We start from the raw sequence: 18,164 nt of genomic DNA, 5'->3' as shown, positions 1-18,164 counted from the left end.
ACGTGGGCGGGCGGTACCTCGGCCGGTGGCAGGTGGGCGGGTGGTGCGCCGGCCGGCCGCGGCCGGGGGACGGCGGTGTGCAGCGGTGTCGTCGGCGAGTCCGTGCCGGGCGGGCCGGCGCCGTGCCGCCGCGGTCCCCCGGCGTCGGCCGGTGCCTTCGGGGGGACGTGGACCGACCAGGCGTCCGGACGGTCGGCGGAGTGCCGGCTCACGGCGCGGACCCGCCGATGCCGGTGAGCTCGCTGACCCACGTCGAGGCGCGGGTGACGATGTTGTCGTTGCGCAGGTGCAGGGTCGCCTCCACCGGTGTCCCGACGGCGAACAGGCCGTCCGACGTCGAGTCCGCGAGCTCGGGGCTGTGCGCCTGGACGACGGTGCGGGCCTCGCCGTTCTCGGTGCTCACCTGCACCCGGCCGGCCTGCGCGGTGATCCGCTCGTTGTTCGGCAGCACGACCTCGACGGTCGCGTTCGGCGGCAGCCGGGCGTAGTCCGGTGCGGTCAGGAGGAACTCGGCCTCGACGTAGAGCGACCCGGCCCGCTGGACCGTCGCCAGCTCCGAGTTGGCGGCCACGAACGAACCGAGTGCGTAGCCGACGGACTCCACCCGGCCGGGATCGGTCGCGGTGACGACGAGGGTGCTGCCGTCCTTGATCCCGTAGGGCACCTTGGCCGGGTCGATCAGGCCCTGTTGCAGGTCGCGGGACAGGGTGGCGCTCTGCACCTCGAACATCGGCTGCCCGACAGCGACCTCGTCCCCGACCTGGACGAGCTGCGCGGTGACGGTGCCGGAGTAGTCGGTCCCGACCGGGTAGCTCTGGGCGCCGAGCGCGGCGGAGTGGCAGCGCACCACCCCGTTGCGGGCGTTGAGGGTCATCGTGAGGACCGCGACGATCAGCAGTACCGCGGCGATCCCGAGTCCGAGCCGGAGCCTGCGCCCGGCGCTCACCCGGCGCTCCGCGCGTGCCGGGCCGGGCCGCGGGCGGGCAGCGGGTTCGGTCCGCTCACCGGTTGCCTGGGCCGCGGGACCGGGAGCGCCCCGGCCCCCGGGCGGGGCCCGTCCGGCTGCCCGGGGCCGGTGACCGGGGCACCCGGGGAGCGGGACCGGTCGGTGGCACCGGCGCGGGGTGCGCCGGGGCCGCCGGCGGGCCGGTGGGCCGCGGTGCGGGGCACCACCGGGAGGCCGGGCGGACCGGCGAGGGCGGGAGCGGCGATCGCGTCGGGGGCGACCGGCCGGACGTCCCCGTGGACCGGCCGGGAACGGCGGCGGGGCTGTCCCGGGTCCGGCCGGGAACCGGAGCGGACCCGGGCGGGACCGGTCGACGGCCCACCCGGCCGCTCCTGCGACGGGCGGACGGGATCCGGTGCCGCGTCCGTCGTGACGGGTGGGCGCCGGGTGTCGCGCGGACCGGCGACGGCGGCCGCGGAGCGCCGGGACGCGGGCGGGAGGCCGTGCGGGCCGGTGCCGGTCGTCGCGGCGCCGGGGCCGGGGCCGAGCGGCACACGCGCGGCGAGCGCACCGGGGCGGGCACGCGGGCCGGGCAGCACCGGCGTCGGCACCTTGCGGTCGTGCTCGCCGGCCGGTTCGCGGCCGAGCCTGCGGAGCCGGGCCAGCTCCCGGGCGTCGGCGCGGATCCGCCGGTCCTCCCGGACCGCGGTGGCCACGAACGCCCCGAGCACGGCCGTGTTGAGCAGGTTCCAGAACAGGGCCAGGTCGAACGTCCGGATCTGCTGCGCCTGCCACAGCCCGACCACCGACGTCGCCGCCAGGAACACGAACGCCAGCACCTGTGGTCCGATGAAGGCGAACGGCGAGTTCCGCACCCCCTTGCGACCGGTCACGCTCCAGGCCTGGTCCCGGCGCAGCAGCGCGTTCACGAACGCCTTCACATAGATCGGGAACGACGCCGACGCGAGCAGCAGCGTCTCCCAGCGGAACGAGCCGATCGTGAACAGCGCGACCGCGACCTGCATGAAGTAGAAGCCCACGTAGTACAGCACCCAGGTGAGCACCGGGACGTCCGGCGAGATCGGGGTGATCCCGAAGTAGATCTGCAGCGGAGGCACCAGCAGCAGCAGCCCGGGGGCGATGCCGACCAGGTAGAACGTGGCCGTGCCGAGGTACTGCAACCGCTGGTCCAGGGTGAGGTTGCGACCGCGTCCCATCGGATTGGCCCGCAGCAGGATCTCGAACCCGCCGGTGGCCCACCGCAGTTGCTGCTTGGTGTAGGTCTCGATGGTCTCCGGGGTGTGCCCGACGGCCAGCTCCAGGCCGATGTAGACCGAACGCCAGCCGCGTTCGTGCAGCTTCATCGAGGTCCACACGTCCTCGGACTTCGACTCCTGCCAGATCCCGCCGATCTCGTCGACCGCGCTGCGCCGGAACACCACGTTCGTGCCCACGCAGAACGCGGCGTTGAACCGGTTCTTCCCGGGCTGGGTGAACTTGTAGAACACCGTCTGCATGTAGCCGGCACCGCGCGAGATCAGCCCGCTGAGGTTGCCGTAGGTCTGTGGTGTCTGGACGAAGGCGACGTCCCCGTCGGCGAAGAAGGGGACCGTCTCGTAGAGGAAGTCCCGGCGGACGACGAAGTCGGCGTCCAGGATCACGAACAGCTCACCGTCGGTGATCGACAGCGCGTGGTTGATGTTGCCCGCCTTGGCGTGAGCGTTGCCCTCCCGCGCGACGTACTCCGCCCCCAGCTCGGCGGCCAGCTCGCGGACGGCCACCGACTTGCCGTCGTCGAGCACGTAGACGGTGTGCTCGCCGTCCATCGCGACGGCGGCGGCGACGGTCCGCCGGATGTCGGCGAGCGACTCGCCGTAGGTGGTGACGAACACGTCGACGCCGACCGGGACCCCGTTCAGGTGCAGCGGATCGGCGCGCCGGCCGATCCCGATCGCCCGGGTGGATTCGCCGTCGCCGTCACCGCCGCCACCGTAGAGCCGCCGCTGTGCCTCGTTGAAGGTGAAGTCGCGCGGGTCGTAGCCGCTGGACAGGATGGTCCACAGCGACAGCAGGGCCTGCAGGACGATGATCGACTCGGCGAGCAGCACCAGCACGTACGCCGGCCAGTCGCCCCGGTTGGAGAAGTCGAACAGAAAGACCGTGTACGCCAGCACCCCCAACGCTGCGACCAGCACGATCGCCATCAGCGACGGCGAGGCGGCGACGTCCTGGCTGCGGGTGCGGCGACGGTCGTCGGGGGCGGTGACGTGGTTCGACCGTGCGGCGGCGGGCCGCGAACGGTGGGCGGACGTGAGGACGGACACGAGGACGGACTCCCGGGGATGGGTCGCGAGCAGTCCCTGGACGTCCTCGGCCTGGGCACCGGGCGAAGCGGATCGGGCAGCACCGGCGCCGACGAGGGGGAGCGGCGGGTGGCGCGAGCCTCATCCTTTCGAGTGGTGGCAGCGCGACACAACGTCGCGAGGTTCACGCTCCGTGCTGTTAACGCGGAGAGCGTTCACCGCGATGGCCGATCCCACCGGCCGTAACGCCTCAGATCGTCGGTTCGGGGAGCAGTCCGACATCACGGTGGGTGATGCGGCGCCGGAGCACGACCTTCCGGACGCCGCCCGGGTAGAGCCGCAACCGGGACAGCTCCCAGCCGGAGAACTCGGCCTGGACGGCGAGCCGGACCGACGCGGTCAACCGGGTGACGTCGCCGTCGATCCGCACCGGGCGGTACTCGTAGCGGTCGTCGGTCCAGCTCGCGCCGTCGCGGGTGGCGGTGGGCCGGCCCCCGCCCCGGCGATTCCCGTCGATCTCCTCCGGACCGCTCTCCGCCATCCGTACCTCCCGGAAACGCGCTGTCTCGCCCGTGCGCCGTCCCGGTTCCCGCCGGGTGAACGCCGGGTGGTGACGACGGCCCCACCATAGGCACGACGCCGCCCCGGATCCACCGTCGCAGCGCTATCGGACGCGCTACCGGACGGGGTCGCTGACGTCGTCCAGGGCGGTCCGGATCTCGGCGGGCAACGTCACGTCCTCGGCGGCCAGCGACGCACGCAGCTGCGCCGCGTCCCGCGCGCCGACGACCGCGGCCGCCACCCCCGGCCGATCGCGCACCCAGGTCAGCGCGACCACCAGCGGCGAGGTGCCGAGCCCGTCCGCCGCGGTCAGCACCGACTGCACGATCCGGGCCGAGTGCTCGGTGCGGCGGGCCTCGACGTAGGAGGCGAGCAGCGCGCTCGCGCCGCGCGAGTCGGCCGGTGTGCCGTCGGTGTACTTCCCGGTCAGCACACCGCGTCCGAGCGGCGCCCAGGCCAGTACCCCGAGCCCGTGGAACTGCGCGGCGGGCAGGAGCTCGGCCTCCGGTTCGCGGGCCAGCAGCGAGTACTCGACCTGGGTGGACACCGGCCTGCTCACCGCCGGGTCCGGCCCGGCCCCGGCGGCGGCCGCGACCGTCGCGAGCTGCCAGCCCCGCGGGGCGGCCAGGCCGGCGTAGCGCACCCGCCCCGAGTACACGGCGACCTGCACCGCGGACAGCATCTCGTCCACCGGCACCCGCGGATCCCATCCCGGGAACTGCCACAGGTCCAGGTGGTCGACACCGAGCCGGCGCAGCGTGCCGTCCAGCGAGCGCAGCAGCGCCGCCCGGGACGCCCGCTCCGGCCCGCCCCGGCCCGGGGAGCCGGCCACCCCGCTCCGCCCCGGAGCGCCCATCGCGCTGCCCCGCCCGGCCAGCACCACCTCGTCGCGCGCGACCGTGCCGCGCAACAGCCCGCCCAGCACCTGCTGGGCTGCGCCGCCGCCGTAGTCGTCGGCCGTCTCCACGAGGTTCCCACCGGCATCGACGAAGGCCCGCAGCTGATCACCCGCCTCGGCCGGTGAGGTGTCCTCGCCCCAGGTCATCGTGCCCAGGCCGATCCGGGACACCTCCAGGCCGCTGGAGCCCACGGGTCTGCGTTGCACGGCTCACGAGCCTAGGCGTGCGGCGGCCCGGCACCGTCGAGGGCGCGCGCTGTGACCCCCGTCTCCGCGAGTACGGTGACCGCCCGTGACCGATCAGGTTCCGCGTCCGGCAGGCACGTCCGTCGGGGGTCGCCCGTGAGCTGGCTCGAGGTGATCGTCCTCGGCCTGGTGCAGGGTCTGACCGAGTTCCTCCCCGTCTCCTCCTCGGGGCACATGCGGATCGCCTCCGAGGTGTTCTTCGGGCGCGATCCGGGGGCCGCCTTCACCGCCGTCTCGCAGATCGGGACCGAGGTGGCGGTGATCGTCTACTTCGCCAAGGACATCTGGCACCTGTTCACGACCTGGCTGCGCGGCTTCCGCGACGCCGAGGTCCGCCGGACCGACGACTACCGGCTGGCCTGGCTGGTGATCATCGGGTCGATCCCGATCGCCGTGCTCGGCGTGCTGTTCAAGACCCAGATCGAGACGGTCGCCCGGAACCTGTGGCTGGTCGCGGTGATGCTGATCGTGTTCGGCGTGCTGCTCGGGCTCGCCGAGCGGTACGGCAAGCAGACCAAGCCGATCGAACGGATCACGGTGCGCGACGGCATCGCGCTCGGCTTCGCCCAGGCGATGGCGCTGATCCCGGGGGTCTCCCGGTCCGGCGGCACGATCACCGCCGGGCTCGCGCTCGGGCTGACCCGTCCCGCGATCGTGCGCTACTCGTTCCTGCTGGCGATCCCGTCGGTGTTCGGCGCCGGGCTGTTCACGCTGCCCGACGTGTTCGCCGGGGACGGGCCGTCCGGCCTGCAGATGCTGGTCGCGGTGCTGATCGCGTTCGTGGTCGGCTACGCGGTGATCGCCTGGCTGCTGCGGTTCGTGCAGAACAACACGGTCTACGTGTTCGTCGCGTACCGGATCGCGCTGGGCGTGGCCCTGCTCGCGGCGCTGTCGATCGGCGCGATCTCCGCGACCTGACCGGCGCGGCCGTGCGGCCCGCGTAGCCTCGGACGGCGTGACGACCTTGATCCTACTGAGGCACGGGCGTTCGACGGCGAACACCGCCGGTGTCCTCGCCGGGCGAACCCCCGGCGTCGAGCTCGACGAACGCGGCCGGGAGCAGGCTGACGCCGTCGTCGACCGGCTCGCGGACCTGCCGATCGCCTCGATCGTCACCTCCCCGATGACCCGCTGCCGGCAGACCGTCGCACCGCTGGCGGCCACCCGCGGCCTGGAGCCGGTCGTCGAGGACGACCTGGCCGAGGTCGACTACGGCTCCTGGACCGGGCGGCCGATCTCCGAACTGGTGTCCGAGGACCTGTGGAAGGTCGTGCAGGCGCATCCGTCGGCTGCCGAGTTCCCGGGCGGCGAGTCGCTCGCCGCGATGCAGGCACGCTCGGTCGCCGCGGTCCGCCGGCACCTCGACCGGGTCCGGGCCGAGCACGGCGAGCACGCCGTCCTGCTGGCGTGCAGCCACGGAGACGTGATCAAGTCGGTGCTCGCCGACGCGCTCGCCTGCCATCTCGACAACTTCCAGCGGATCGTCGTGGACACCTGCTCGGTGAGCGTCGTCACGTACACGTCGTTGCGGCCGTTCGTGGCCCGGATGAACGAGCAGTCCGGGGATGTGGCGAGCCTGGTCCCGCCACCGCCGGAAGAGCGGTCCGACCAGGGCGCGGGGGCCACGTCGGCCACCGCGTCGGACGCCGTGATCGGCGGTTCCACGAACGCCTGACCCGCGATCACCGCCGCCCATCGGCGCAGGTCGCGGCGAGGGCGCGGGGTGGCGGGGATGCCTGCGGCCCCGCCGTCGCCTACCCTGGGAAGGGTCATGGCACGCGTCATCCACGTCTTCCGCCGCCCCGACCGCTTCGTGGCCGGGACCGTCGGCGAGCCCGGCGACCGCGCCTTCTACCTGCAGGCGGTCGAAAGTTCCCGGACGATCAGCGTGCTGCTGGAGAAACAGCAGGTCACCGTGCTCGCGGAGCGGATCACCGCGCTGCTCGGCGAGGTGGCGAAGCGGTTCGGCGAGGAGAACCTCCGGGAGGACTCCGAGGGCGCGTCGCCCCGGTCGGACACCGATCCGCTGGCGGTGCCGCTGGAGGAGGAGTTCCGGGTCGGCACGATGGGCCTGGGCTGGGACGCCGACTCCAGCTCGATCGTCGTTGAGCTGCTGGCGGTGACCGAGGACGAGGTCGACGAGTCGGTCGTGCTCGACGACACCGAGGAGGGCCCGGACGCGCTGCGGGTGTTCCTCTCGCCGAACGAGGCGAAGGCGTTCGCCGACCGCGCGGAGAAGGTCGTGTCCGCGGGCCGGGCGCCGTGCCCGCTGTGCGCCGAACCGCTCGACCCCGAGGGGCACGTCTGTGTCCGGCTCAACGGCTACCACGACCGCAACCCTGTGGCCGAGACCGAGTGAACGGTCCGGCCCCCGACCTGCGCGACCCGGCCGTCCTCGAGGTCCTGGCCCGCGGTCGCATCGAGATCACCGGCCGGTTGGTGGACGCCTCCAACGCCACCCTGTTCGGCACCGCCACCCTCGACGGGATCGAGCTGCGCTGCGTCTACAAGCCGGTCCGCGGCGAGCGCCCGCTCTGGGACTTCCCGGACGGCACCCTCGCAGGCCGTGAGGTCGGCGCCTACCTGGTCGCCGAGGAGTCCGGCCTGCGGGTCGTCCCGCCGACCGTGCTGCGCCCCGAGGCCCCGTTCGGCCCGGGGATGGTGCAGGCGTGGGTCTCCTCCGGTGACGACTGCGCGCTGACGGCGGCCTCGGACGCCGGCGAGCTCGACGGCGAGATCGACGAGGAGACGATCCAGCTGGGCGCGGAGTCGCTCGTCGAGCTCTGCGAGCCGGGGGAGATCCCCGACGGCTGGCTGCCCGTGCTGCGCGCCCGCGACGGTGCCGGCGACCCGGTCGTCCTCGTGCACGCGGACCACCCGCAGCTGCGGGCGATGGCGCTGTTCGACGTGGTCGTCAACAACGCCGACCGCAAGGGCGGACACGTGCTCCTCGGCGGGGACGGCGGTGTCTACGGCGTCGACCACGGACTCACCCTGCACAGCGAGCCGAAGCTGCGGACGGTGCTGTGGGGCTGGATCGGCGAGGAGCTCGGCGAGGAGCACACCGCCGCGCTGAAGGAGCTGCGCGCCAAGCTCGCCGGTGACTTCGCCGACACCCTCGGCGAGCACGTCACCCGGCGCGAGATCGCGGCGTTGCGCTCGCGGATCGACCACCTGCTCGCCGAGCCGCGGTTCCCGGGGCCGGACGGGTACGGGCCCGCCATCCCCTGGCCGGCCTTCTGACGCCCGGCCCCGGCCCGCTCACGGCGTGACGTGCAGCTGCCCGAGCCGCTGGGTGGCCCGGGTCATCGACACGTAGAGATCGGCCGGTTCACGCTCCCTGATCCGGTCCGGGTCGACGATCAGGACCGAATCGAACTCCAGCCCCTTCGACGACGACGGCGTGTGCACCGCCGCCCCCGCGGTCCCGTCCGGCAGCGGATCGGCGTCCTCCGGGACGATCACCGCGAGGGTGCCGCCGCCCGGCCGGGCGGCCTCGGCGGCCAGCACCGCGTCCAGCACGGCGGGCAGCTCGGCAGCGGTCACCGTGCGCTCCCACGGCTGCTCGCCGGTCTCGCGCACGGACTCCGGCGGACGGTGCGCCGGCGCGTAGGTCGCCAGCACCTCGGCGGCCAGGGTCATGATCTCGGCCGGGGTCCGGTAGTTCACCGTGAGCGTGCGGTGCGTCCAGCGCTGTGCCAGGTGCGGACCGAGCACGTCGGCCCAGCTCCGGGCGCCCGCCGGGGCGCTGCGCTGGGCGAGGTCGCCGACCGCGGTGATCGACCGGGACGGGCATCGGCGCAGCAGCACGTGCCAGTCCATCGCGGACAGCTCCTGCGCCTCGTCGACGACCAGGTGCCCGTAGCGCCAGTCCCGGTCGCCCGCGGCCCGTTCGGCGACGGTCAGCGGGACCCCCGGCACGTGCCGGGCGGCGAGCTGCTCGGCGGTGACGAAGTCGGTGGCCCGCAGCTCGTCGGCGTCCTCCCCGGCCAGGTCCCGGTCGGCGGAGGTGAGGACGGTCAGCACCCCCTCCGCGTACCGGGCGTCGGGCTCGCCCGCGGTGCCGGTGCCCCCGGCGGGCCCGGTGCTCGCGGACTTGTCGGGAAGCGGTCCGAGCAGCTCGTCGAGCTCGTCGAGCAGCGGGGCGTCGGAGATCGTCCACGGCGAACCCGGCGCGCGGTGCAGCCGGGACAGGTCGATGCCGTTCACCGGGCCGTCTGCCGAGCCTTCTCCTGGGCCGCCGCCCGGGCCCGCACCTGGGCCGCGACCCGCGGCGGCGAGCCGTTCGGTGGAGCCGAACAGCTCGGTGAGCGCCCGCTGCGGGGTCAGCAGCGGCCAGAACTCCTCGACGGCCTCGTGGAACTCGGGCGCCGAGCGCAGCTCCTCGCGCAGCTCGTGACGCAGCTCGGCGGACACCTCGGCGGCACCGGCCGGTTCGATCTCGGGCAGGTCCAGACCGGCCAGCAGCTCGGCCAGCTCCGGCGGATCCTCCAGCCGGGTGTCCAGCCGTTCCAGGCCCTGGTCGACGAGCAGCCTGCCGAGGGTGTCCCGGAACGTCGCCCGGGCGGCGTTGTGGGTCAGACCGCTCGCCCGGGCCCGGCGGCGTGCCTCGGCGACCGTCGCCCGGTCGAGCCGGAGGGTCACGTCCTCCAGCTCGATCTCGACGACGGCGGCGGGCAGCTCCTGCCGGTCGGCGACGGCCCGGCGCAGCACGTCGACCATCGCCAGATCCCCCTTGAGCCGGGCGACCTCCGGCGGGTCGACCGCGGTCGCGACGATCCCGTTCGCCAGCCGTCCCGGCGTGGTGAACACGACGGCCGACTCACCGAGGGCCGGCAGCACCCCGCCGACGTAGTGGATGAACCCGGCGCTGGGCCCGACGACGAGCACACCGCTGCGGGCCAGCCGGTCCCGGTGGGTGTAGAGCAGGTAGGCGACCCGGTGCAGGGCGACCGCGGTCTTGCCGGTGCCCGGCCCGCCCTCGATCACGACGGTGCCGGCCAGCGGCAACCGGATGATGTCGTCCTGCTCGGCCTGGATCGTGGTGACGATGTCGCGCATCGTCGATCCGCGCGGTGCCTTCAGCGCGGCCAGCAGCGCCGGGTCCGACGCGGCCTCGGTGCGGTGCGCGAGCTCGCCGTCGAGCACGTCGTCGTGAAAGGTGGCGACCCGCTCGTCGGGGGCGGTGCCGGCGAGCTGGAAGTGCCGGCGCCGGGTCACCCCGAGCGGGGTGACCGGGGTGGCGCAGTAGAACGGGCGGGCGGCCGGTGCCCGCCAGTCGATCAGCGCGCTCTCGCCGTCGTCGGGATCGGTGAGCCCGATCCGGCCGACGTAGGTCGGGTGACCGCCGGTGTGGTCGAGCCGCCCGAAGCACAGCCCGGCCCGGGCGGCCCGCAGCGCGCCTGCCCGCTCCGACCAGCGGACGTCCGAGACGTCGCGTTCCCAGCGGGCGCTGAGCTCCTCACCGGCGGGGGTGGCCCGGGCGGCCGCGGCACGGGCCTCGACCTCGGTGAGTTCGTCGGCGAGCAGGGAGTGCAGCCACCGGAGCCGGTCGGTCTCGGCGGCGATCTCCTCGGCGAACCGGGAGCTGGCATCGGGGTTCTGGGCCGTGCTAGACTGATGTTGTACCACTGTGGCTTTGCGGTCTGAAGGCACCCTGCAGGGTATCGCACGACGTTGCCCAGTCGCACATCCTCGGTCGCGCATCCTCGAGCGCCGCCGGTTGCGTCGCCGTCCTCCGCCGCGTCCCTCGGTGTTGGCCCGGCGGACCCGCGGTCAGGTTAGGGTCGCGGCCATGGCCCCACCCCGTCCGGCCCTCCCCGATCCACAACGGATCACCGTCCCCGGCCCCACGCCGTCGGGGACCACCCTCTCCGTGCTGGACACCGGCGGATCCGGCGCACCGGTCGTCCTGCTGCACGGCTGGCCGGACCGGGCGACGCTGTGGGCCCACCAGATCGAGACGCTGGCCGCCGCCGGGCACCGGGTGATCGCACCCGACCTGCGCGGCTTCGGCGACTCCGACCGCCCCGACGGTGTCGAGAACTACCGCATCGGAGCGCTCGCGGCCGACGTGCTCGGCGTCGCCGACGCACTCGGTGCCGACGAGTTCGCGCTCGCCGGGCACGACTGGGGTTCCTCGCTCGGCTGGGCGATCACAATGCGCTCGCCGCGGGTCACCCGCTACGCCGCGTTCTCCGTCGGCCATCCGGCCGCGTTCGTCACCGACGGCCTCGTCCAGAAGGCCAAGTCCTGGTACATGCTCTGGTTCCAGTTCCCCGGCGTCGCCGAGCAGGTACTTCCCGCTGACGACTGGGCGTTCCTGCGGTCCTGGGCGCACGTGTCGTTCGACGACGGTGATCCGCTGCCCGCACAGCAGATCGCCGACCTGTCCCGGCCGGGTGCGCTCACCGCCTCGCTGAACTGGTACCGGGCCAACATCGACCCGGCTACCTTCGTGCCCACCGCGCCGCCGCAGCTGCCGCCGGTGCGGGTCCCGGTGCTCGGCGTCTGGAGCGAGCGGGACCTGGCACTGACCGAGAGCCAGATGCGGCGCTCCGCTGAGTACGCCGAGGACTTCCGGTACGAGCGCGTCGAGAAGGCCGGCCACTGGATCCCGGCCGAGGCCCCCGAGCGGACCAGCGAGCTGCTGCTCGACTTCCTGGGCTGACGCTGCGCGGGTGACCGAGCGGACACCGGAGGTCCGCTCGCGCCGCGAACGGCGAGGATGGGACGGAACCGACGGCGCGGCCACCGGCGCGCCCGGCGAGACGGGAAGGAACACGATGGCGGAGAAGAGCCGGATCGGGGTCACCGGACTGGCGGTGATGGGGGCGAACCTGGCCCGCAACATGGCCCGTCGTGGCTTCACGGTGGCGGTGCACAACCGCACCACCGCGAAGACCACCCAGTTCATCGAGGACTACGGCCACGAGGGCGCCTTCACCGGCGCCGAGTCGCTGCAGGAGTTCGTCGACGCGCTCCAGACACCGCGCACCGTCGTCGTCATGGTGAAGGCGGGCAAACCGGTCGACGCCGTCATCGACGAGCTGGCGCCGCTGCTGGACGCGGGTGACATCATCGTCGACGCCGGGAACTCGCACTTCCCGGACACCGATCGGCGCACCGCCCGCTGCGCGGAGCTGGGCCTGCGGTTCATGGGCATCGGCGTGTCCGGTGGCGAGGAGGGCGCGCTCAACGGGCCCAGCATCATGCCCGGTGGGGACCCGGCCGCCTACGCCGAGATCGCCGACGTGCTGACCGCGATCGCTGCGGACGTCGACGGCACCCCCTGCTGCACGCACGTCGGGCCGGGCGGCGCCGGACACTACGTGAAGATGGTGCACAACGGCATCGAGTACGCCGACATCCAGCTCATCGCCGAGGCCTACGACCTGCTGACGCACGTCGGCGGGCTGTCCGCGCCGGAGATCGGGAAGATCTTCGAGCAGTGGAACACCGGTGACCTGGAGTCGTTCCTGATCGAGATCACCGGCATCGTGCTGGCCAAGACCGACGAGCGCAGCGGCGGGCCGCTGGTCGACGTCATCGTCGACGAGGCCGCGCAGAAGGGCACCGGCCGCTGGACCGCGATCGACGCGCTCGACCTCGGTGTCCCGCTGACCGGCATCACCGAGGCCGTGTTCGCCCGCACGCTGTCCGCGCTGCGCGACGAGCGCCGGACCGCGTCGGCGACGCTGGCCGGCCCGGCCCCGAAGCCGGTCGCCGACGTCGACCGGCTGGTGGACGACGTCCGGCAGGCGCTCTACGCGTCCAAGGTGGTCGCCTACGCACAGGGCTTCGCCCAGATGCGGGCCGCCTCCCGGGCCAACGGCTGGGATCTCGACCTCGGTGCGATGGCCCGGATCTGGCGCGGCGGCTGCATCATCCGTGCCCAGTTCCTGAACCGGATCACCGAGGCCTACGAGTCGCACCCCGACCTGGACAACCTGCTGATGGTCCCCTACTTCACCGAGGCCGTCGGGAACGCGCAGGACGCCTGGCGCCGCGTGGTGGTGACCGCGACCGAGCACGGCGTGGCGATCCCGGCGTTCTCGTCGAGCCTGAGCTACTACGACGGCTACCGCCGCGAGCGCGGCCCGGCGAACCTGATCCAGGGGCTGCGCGACTACTTCGGCGCGCACACCTACCACCGGACCGACTCCGACGGTGCGTTCCACACCCGGTGGAGCCAGGACGGTGCGGAGGTGCGGACCGACTGAGCCCGGCGCGCGGCGGGATCAGGCGGCGAGCGGGAGGCCGCGCAGCACGGCCCTGGCCGCTGCGCGGCCCGCCCGGTCCGCTCCGATCGTGCTGGCCGAGGGGCCGTAGCCGACCAGGTACACCCTCGGGTCGGCGACGACGCCGGTGTCCAGCGGCTCGCCCATCACGATCCCACCGCCCGGCCCGCGCAGCCGCAGCGGCGCGAGGTGCCCGAGCGCCGGCCGCCAACCGGTCGCCCACAACACGACGTCCGCGGGTTCGGTCGTGCCGTCGGCCCAGCGCACCCCGTCCGGGGTGAGTGCGGCGAACATCGGCCGACGCCGCAGCACACCGCTGGCGATGCCCGCGCGCACCTGCGGGGTCAGGCCGAGCCCGGTCACCCCGACCACGCTGCGCGGCGGCAGACCGGCCCGGACCCGCTCCTCGACCAGCGCCACCGCGGCCCGGCCGCGCTCGGCGTCGAACGGGCCGTCGTTCCACTCCGGTTCGCGCCGGGTCACCCAGGTCGTCGCCGCGGCGTGCGGAGCGATCTCCAGCAGCAGCTGCACCGCGGTGATCCCGCCACCGACGACGACCACCCGCAGACCGGTGAGCTCGGCGGGGCCCGGGTAGTCGCGGGCGTGCAGGCTGCGCCCCCGGAACGACGTGGCCCCCGGGTAGGCCGGCACGAACGGCCGGGTCCAGGTGCCGGTCGCGTTGATGACCCGGTCGGCGGTCCAGCTCCCGCGGTCGGTCTCGACGAGCAGCGGTCCGGTCCGGTCGCCGGGGGCGGCATTGCGCACGGTGTTGTCGATCGTGCCCCGCACGGTGTCGTCGATCGTGCCCCGCACGGTGTGCACCCGGACCGGGCGGACCACCTGCAGGTCGAACCTCCGCTCGATCTCCGCGAAGTACTCCGGCACGGCGTCGCGGGCCGGACGGTCGGGATCGGCACCGGGTTCGTCGAACCCGGAACGGACGCCGGCCAGGTCGTGGATGCCGTTGACGGTGCGCATCACCAGGGTCGGCCAGCGGTGCCGCCAGGCACCACCGGGGCCGTCCTCGCCGTCGAGCACCACCATGTCCCGGCCGGGGACGAGCCCGCCCCGGCGCAGCCCGGCCGCCGCGGACAGACCCGCCTGCCCCGCGCCGATCACCACCACCGATCCCCGCCACACGTCCCGCGCAACGGCGCGAGCCACCGGGCTCATCCCGGGGACCACGGTCGCGAGGGGCGACGCCCGCCACGCGGACGCCCGTGCCAGGACGGGCGGTCAGCCCGGGACGTCGGCGTTACGGCCGCAGATCACCAGGGCGAGCCGGGCGTCCGGGTGGAGGTCGAGCACCCGGCGCGCTCCCGGGACGAGGCAGCCGGCGGCGGGCTCGGCCCAGATCCCGGCGTGCTCCGCGAGCTCGACCGAGCCGCGCACCGCGTCCGCGTCCGGTACCACCAGTACGTCCTCCACCAGCTCGCGGACGTGGTCGTAGGTCAGCTGCGACGCCGACGGCGCGGACAGCGTGGTGATCGCCGAGGTGATCGTCACCGGGGTCGGGCCGCCCGCGGCCAGCGCCGCGGACATCGCCTCCGCGCCGGCCGTCTCCACACCCCACACCCGGACGCCCACCAGCAGCGCCCGCACCGCCACCGCGACCCCGGACAGCAGCGCCCCACCACCGATCGAGACCAGCACGTCGGTGGGGGGCTCGCCGAGGGCGAGCGCGTCGTGGGCCAGCTCCAGCCCGACGGTGCCCTGCGCGGCGAGGGTCACCGGGTCGTCGAACGGGTGCAGCAGCGTCATCCCGGCCGCCTGCAGCTCCGTGGCCAGCGCGAACGCGGCCGGGATGTCCGGGGTCAACCGGACGTCGGCGCCGGCCGCCCGGGCCGTGGCCACCGAGCGGGCCGGCGCGTTCTTCGGCATGACGACGACGGCGGCGATCCCGGCCGCACCCGCCACGTCGGCGACGGCGAGACCGTGGTTCCCGCCGGACACCGCGACCAGACCGGCGGCCCGCTCGTCGGGCGAGAGGGTGGCGATCTTGGCGAGCACCCCGCGCGGCTTGAACGAACCGGTGCGCTGCAACTGCTCCAGCTTCAACAGGGTCGGTGCGCCGAGCAGTGCACCCAGCCCGGGGGAGGGGACCGTCGGGGTGCGCAGCACGCCCCCGGCGATCCGCGCCGCCGCGGTCTCGATGTCGTCGAGGGTCACCAGGTCGGCCATCGCCCCGACGGTAGTGCCCCGGATCAGCCCATCGTCTTCCGGCCGTCGATCGCCTCGCGGATGATGTCGGCGTGGCCGGCGTGCTGGCTGATCTCGGCGAGCACGTGGATCGCGACCCGGCGCACCGACCAGCTGACGCCCGGCTCGAACCACGGTGCCACCGGCAGCGGGTGCGCCGAGTCCAGGTCGGCGGAGCGCAGCACCTGTTCGGTGCGGGCGGCGACCTGCTCCATCCGGGTGCGCAGGTGGTCCAGGGTCTCGTGCTCGGCGAGCACGAACCGGGTGTCGACCCATTCGGCGGCCGGCTGGCCGCCGTCGTCGGACGCGGCGTCGATCGCATCCCAGTCGACGTCGCCGTAGACCTCGTGGTCGAGCCCGAACGCCTCTGTCCCCTCCACCGCGAACCGGAACCACTGCTCCTCGGTGTCCGCGACGTGCTTGAGCAGCGAGGCGATCGTCAGCTCGCTGACCGTGCTCGCGGTGCGCGCCTGCTCCTCGGTCAGCGCGTCGGCGGTCTGCAGCAGGAACCCGCGGTGCCGCTCCAGGGTGGCGATCAGCTCGGCGCGCTCACCGGTCGGGGTCTGCTCCGTGGTGCTCTCGGCAATGGCGTTCATGATCGGGTCGCCTCTCGGTCGTGGGGTGCCCGACCGGTTCCTCCCGGCCCGACGAGGGCGACGTTACGAGCCGATGCGGACAGCTCCGGTCCTCGATCGGCGGCGGGATCCGCGGCTCCTGCGCGAGACCGGTGGTCATCCCCGCAGCGCGCGCAGGGCGCCGTCCCAGCGGGCGCGGCGGGTCTGCTCGTCCTGCTCCCACCAGGGGGTCCCGCGTTCGCCGAGACCGCGCTTGGCGGCGTCGACCCGCTCGCGCGCGGCGGCGACGCACCCGTCGTCACCGGTCCGCTTCCCGGCCCCCACCTCGGCGCGGGCCCGGCCGAGATGCTGCTGCAGCTCGGACCGCACGTCTTCGGGCAGTGCCGGGTCCGCCGCGCGCCACCGGCGGCCCCGGACGACGACGTAGCGCCCGTCCGGGGTCCGCTCCGGCTCGGTCACGCGGATCAGCCGCTGACCGGCACCACGTCCGGCGCGCCGAGCCGGGCCGCGTCGGCGGTCGCGTCGTCGGGCATCCGCTGACTCTCCCGCTCCGCCTCGACCCGCTTGACGTAGTGGTCGACCTCGCGGGCGACCTGCTCGTCGTTCCAGCCGAGCACCGGCGCGACCAGGTCCGCGACCTCCTGGGCGGCACCGACCCCGCGGTCGAACGTCTCGATCGAGATGCGGGTGCGGCGGGCCAGGACGTCCTCCAGGTGCCGGGCGCCCTCGTGCGACGCGGCGTAGACGACCTCGGCGCGCAGGTAGTCCGACGCGCCCGCCAGTGGCTCGGCCAGCGTCGGGTCCACCGCGGTGAGATCCAGGACCTCCTGGATCAACGAGCCGTAGCGGCCCAGCAGGTGCTCGATCCGCCCCGGGTGCAGACCGGACTGCGCGGCCAGCCGGGCGGTGGCGTTGCGCAGGGCGTGGAAGCCCTCGGCGCCCAGCAGCGGCACGTCGTCGGTGACCGAGGCGGGGACCTTGGCGTCCAGCCCGTGCACGGCGGCGTCCACCGCATCCTTGGCCATCACCCGGTAGGTCGTGTACTTGCCACCCGCGACGACCACCAGACCGGGCACCGGTGTGGCGACCGCGTGCTCCCGGGACAGCTTCGACGTCGACTCCGACTCCCCGGACAGCAGCGGGCGCAGGCCCGCGTAGACGCCCTCGACGTCGTCGTGCGTGAGCGGCTGCTCCAGCACCTCGTTGACGTGCCCCAGCAGGTAGTCGATGTCGGCCGCGCTGGCCGCCGGGTGCGCCTTGTCCAGGTCCCAGTCGGTGTCGGTGGTCCCGATGATCCAGTGCCTGCCCCACGGGATGACGAACAGCACCGACTTCTCGGTGCGCAGGATCAGCCCGGAGTCACCGCGGATCCGGTCCCGCGGGACGACCAGGTGGATGCCCTTGGACGCCCGCACCTTGAACAGGCCCCGCTCACCGGCGAGACCCTGGGTCTCGTCGGTCCACACACCGGTGGCGTTGATGACCTGCTTGGCCCGGACCTGGATCTGCTGACCGCTCTCCAGGTCCTGCACGGTCGCGCCGACCACCCGGCCGGCGTCCTTGATCAGCCCGACCACCCGCGCCCGGGTCGCGACGTGCGCGCCGTAGGCCGCCGCGGTGCGGGCGATGAACATGGTGTGCCGGGCGTCGTCGACCTGTGCGTCGTAGTACTGCAGAGCACCGACGAGGGCGTCCTTGCGCAGCGACGGGACGACCCGGCGGGCGCCCCGGCGAGTCAGGTGACGGTGGTGCGGCACGCCCCGCGACCGTCCGGAGAGGAAGCCGAGCGTGTCGTAGAGGGCGACCCCGGCCCCCGCGTAGAGCCGCTCCCAGCCGCGGTGCTGCAGCGGATAGAGGAACGGGACCGGGCGGACCAGGTGCGGGGCGAGGTGCTGGATGAGCAGGCCGCGCTCGGCGAGCGCCTCGGCGACCAGCCGGAAGTCCAGCATCTCCAGGTACCGCAGGCCGCCGTGGACGAGCTTGGAGGACCGGCTGGAGGTGCCGGAGGCGAAGTCACGGGCCTCCACCAGGCCGACCGACAGGCCGCGGGTGGCGGCGTCGAGCGCCGCACCGGCGCCGACGACACCACCGCCGACGACGAGCACGTCCAGCTCGCGGTCACCCATGGCCTGCAGCGCCGCGGTACGGGCGTCCGGAGAGAGCGCCACCGATTTCATGATCGGACCCTTCTGACTC

The 18,164-nt window shown here is 74.0% G+C and carries 16 protein-coding genes; 6 read left to right on the top strand and 10 right to left on the bottom strand.

What is annotated here, in order from left to right; all coding sequences use genetic code 11:
- Nucleotides 1-208 precede the first annotated feature (208 nt).
- From AB0J24_RS24070 to AB0J24_RS24055, 4 genes are all read right to left on the bottom strand, one after another.
- A complete protein-coding gene (locus AB0J24_RS24070; RefSeq protein ID WP_358685115.1) occupies nt 209-946 on the bottom strand; it encodes a hypothetical protein in 738 nt (245 codons plus the stop codon).
- Nucleotides 943-3,270, bottom strand: coding sequence for a glycosyltransferase family 2 protein (locus AB0J24_RS24065; RefSeq protein ID WP_358685113.1), 2,328 nt, complete (start codon nt 3,268-3,270; stop codon nt 943-945). The genes AB0J24_RS24070 and AB0J24_RS24065 overlap by 4 nt, the downstream gene beginning before the upstream one ends.
- 229 nt (nt 3,271-3,499) lie before the next feature.
- The gene (locus tag AB0J24_RS24060) at nt 3,500-3,790 is read right to left on the bottom strand and encodes a DUF5703 family protein (RefSeq protein WP_358685111.1); all 291 of its coding nucleotides are present in this window, start codon (nt 3,788-3,790) and stop codon (nt 3,500-3,502) included.
- Nucleotides 3,791-3,925: 135 nt separating this feature from the next.
- Entirely contained in the window at nt 3,926-4,915 is a 990-nt protein-coding gene (locus AB0J24_RS24055; protein WP_358685109.1) for an aldo/keto reductase, read from the bottom strand.
- A gap of 135 nt (nt 4,916-5,050) precedes the next feature.
- On the opposite strand from AB0J24_RS24055, the gene AB0J24_RS24050 reads away from it, so the two are divergent.
- From AB0J24_RS24050 to AB0J24_RS24035, 4 genes are all read left to right on the top strand, one after another.
- A complete protein-coding gene (locus AB0J24_RS24050; RefSeq protein ID WP_358685107.1) occupies nt 5,051-5,872 on the top strand; it encodes an undecaprenyl-diphosphate phosphatase in 822 nt (273 codons plus the stop codon).
- A gap of 37 nt (nt 5,873-5,909) precedes the next feature.
- Nucleotides 5,910-6,629: a histidine phosphatase family protein gene (locus AB0J24_RS24045; RefSeq protein WP_358685105.1), complete on the top strand. Its 720-nt coding sequence runs from the start codon at nt 5,910-5,912 to the stop codon at nt 6,627-6,629.
- A gap of 96 nt (nt 6,630-6,725) precedes the next feature.
- On the top strand, nt 6,726-7,313 hold the full coding sequence (locus tag AB0J24_RS24040; RefSeq protein WP_358685102.1) for a DUF3090 domain-containing protein: 588 nt from the start codon (nt 6,726-6,728) through the stop codon (nt 7,311-7,313).
- On the top strand, nt 7,310-8,197 hold the full coding sequence (locus tag AB0J24_RS24035) for an SCO1664 family protein (RefSeq protein WP_358685099.1): 888 nt from the start codon (nt 7,310-7,312) through the stop codon (nt 8,195-8,197). The genes AB0J24_RS24040 and AB0J24_RS24035 overlap by 4 nt, the downstream gene beginning before the upstream one ends.
- An 18-nt stretch (nt 8,198-8,215) precedes the next feature.
- On the opposite strand, the gene AB0J24_RS24030 is transcribed toward AB0J24_RS24035, so the two are convergent.
- Nucleotides 8,216-10,585 carry a UvrD-helicase domain-containing protein gene (locus AB0J24_RS24030; RefSeq protein WP_358685097.1) on the bottom strand — a complete coding sequence of 790 codons (2,370 nt, stop codon included), beginning with the start codon at nt 10,583-10,585 and terminating at the stop codon, nt 8,216-8,218.
- A 163-nt stretch (nt 10,586-10,748) separates the two neighbouring features.
- Here AB0J24_RS24030 and AB0J24_RS24025 point away from each other — a divergent pair, with 163 nt between their 5' ends.
- On the top strand, nt 10,749-11,624 hold the full coding sequence (locus tag AB0J24_RS24025; protein ID WP_358685094.1) for an alpha/beta fold hydrolase: 876 nt from the start codon (nt 10,749-10,751) through the stop codon (nt 11,622-11,624).
- A gap of 115 nt (nt 11,625-11,739) precedes the next feature.
- A complete protein-coding gene (gene gndA / locus AB0J24_RS24020; protein ID WP_358685091.1) occupies nt 11,740-13,176 on the top strand; it encodes an NADP-dependent phosphogluconate dehydrogenase in 1,437 nt (478 codons plus the stop codon).
- A gap of 18 nt (nt 13,177-13,194) precedes the next feature.
- Here gndA and AB0J24_RS24015 read toward each other — a convergent pair whose 3' ends face one another.
- The 5 genes from AB0J24_RS24015 to AB0J24_RS23995 form a co-directional block, all read right to left on the bottom strand.
- A complete protein-coding gene (locus AB0J24_RS24015) occupies nt 13,195-14,358 on the bottom strand; it encodes an FAD-dependent oxidoreductase (protein WP_358685089.1) in 1,164 nt (387 codons plus the stop codon).
- 72 nt (nt 14,359-14,430) lie between these two features.
- On the bottom strand, nt 14,431-15,375 hold the full coding sequence (locus tag AB0J24_RS24010) for a pyridoxal-phosphate dependent enzyme (RefSeq protein ID WP_358685086.1): 945 nt from the start codon (nt 15,373-15,375) through the stop codon (nt 14,431-14,433).
- Between the two features lie 23 nt (nt 15,376-15,398).
- On the bottom strand, nt 15,399-15,989 hold the full coding sequence (locus tag AB0J24_RS24005; RefSeq protein ID WP_358685084.1) for a DinB family protein: 591 nt from the start codon (nt 15,987-15,989) through the stop codon (nt 15,399-15,401).
- A gap of 135 nt (nt 15,990-16,124) precedes the next feature.
- Nucleotides 16,125-16,427: a hypothetical protein gene (locus tag AB0J24_RS24000; RefSeq protein ID WP_358685082.1), complete on the bottom strand. Its 303-nt coding sequence runs from the start codon at nt 16,425-16,427 to the stop codon at nt 16,125-16,127.
- Between the two features lie 5 nt (nt 16,428-16,432).
- Complete coding sequence (locus AB0J24_RS23995; protein ID WP_358685164.1) at nt 16,433-18,094, bottom strand: glycerol-3-phosphate dehydrogenase/oxidase; 1,662 nt, start codon at nt 18,092-18,094, stop codon at nt 16,433-16,435.
- Nucleotides 18,095-18,164 lie beyond the last annotated feature (70 nt).

The sequence above is a fragment of the Pseudonocardia sp. NPDC049635 genome, from assembly GCF_040659795.1.
In the GTDB taxonomy this organism is placed as follows: Bacteria; Actinomycetota; Actinomycetes; order Mycobacteriales; family Pseudonocardiaceae; genus Pseudonocardia.
The sequence above is the reverse complement of the archived record's forward strand: the minus strand, read 5'-3'. Positions and strand labels throughout refer to the sequence as shown.

What these genes read in the sequence shown, in the direction of transcription:
- AB0J24_RS24060 (WP_358685111.1), bottom strand. Translation starts at nt 3,790, where the DNA reads ATGGCGGAGAGCGGTCCGGAGGAGATCGACGGGAATCGCCGGGGCGGG.
- AB0J24_RS24040 (WP_358685102.1), top strand. Translation starts at nt 6,726, where the DNA reads ATGGCACGCGTCATCCACGTCTTCCGCCGCCCCGACCGCTTCGTGGCC.
- AB0J24_RS24025 (WP_358685094.1), top strand. Translation starts at nt 10,749, where the DNA reads ATGGCCCCACCCCGTCCGGCCCTCCCCGATCCACAACGGATCACCGTC.
- gndA (WP_358685091.1), top strand. Translation starts at nt 11,740, where the DNA reads ATGGCGGAGAAGAGCCGGATCGGGGTCACCGGACTGGCGGTGATGGGG.
- AB0J24_RS24010 (WP_358685086.1), bottom strand. Translation starts at nt 15,375, where the DNA reads ATGGCCGACCTGGTGACCCTCGACGACATCGAGACCGCGGCGGCGCGG.
- AB0J24_RS24005 (WP_358685084.1), bottom strand. Translation starts at nt 15,989, where the DNA reads ATGAACGCCATTGCCGAGAGCACCACGGAGCAGACCCCGACCGGTGAG.
- AB0J24_RS23995 (WP_358685164.1), bottom strand. Translation starts at nt 18,094, where the DNA reads ATGGGTGACCGCGAGCTGGACGTGCTCGTCGTCGGCGGTGGTGTCGTC.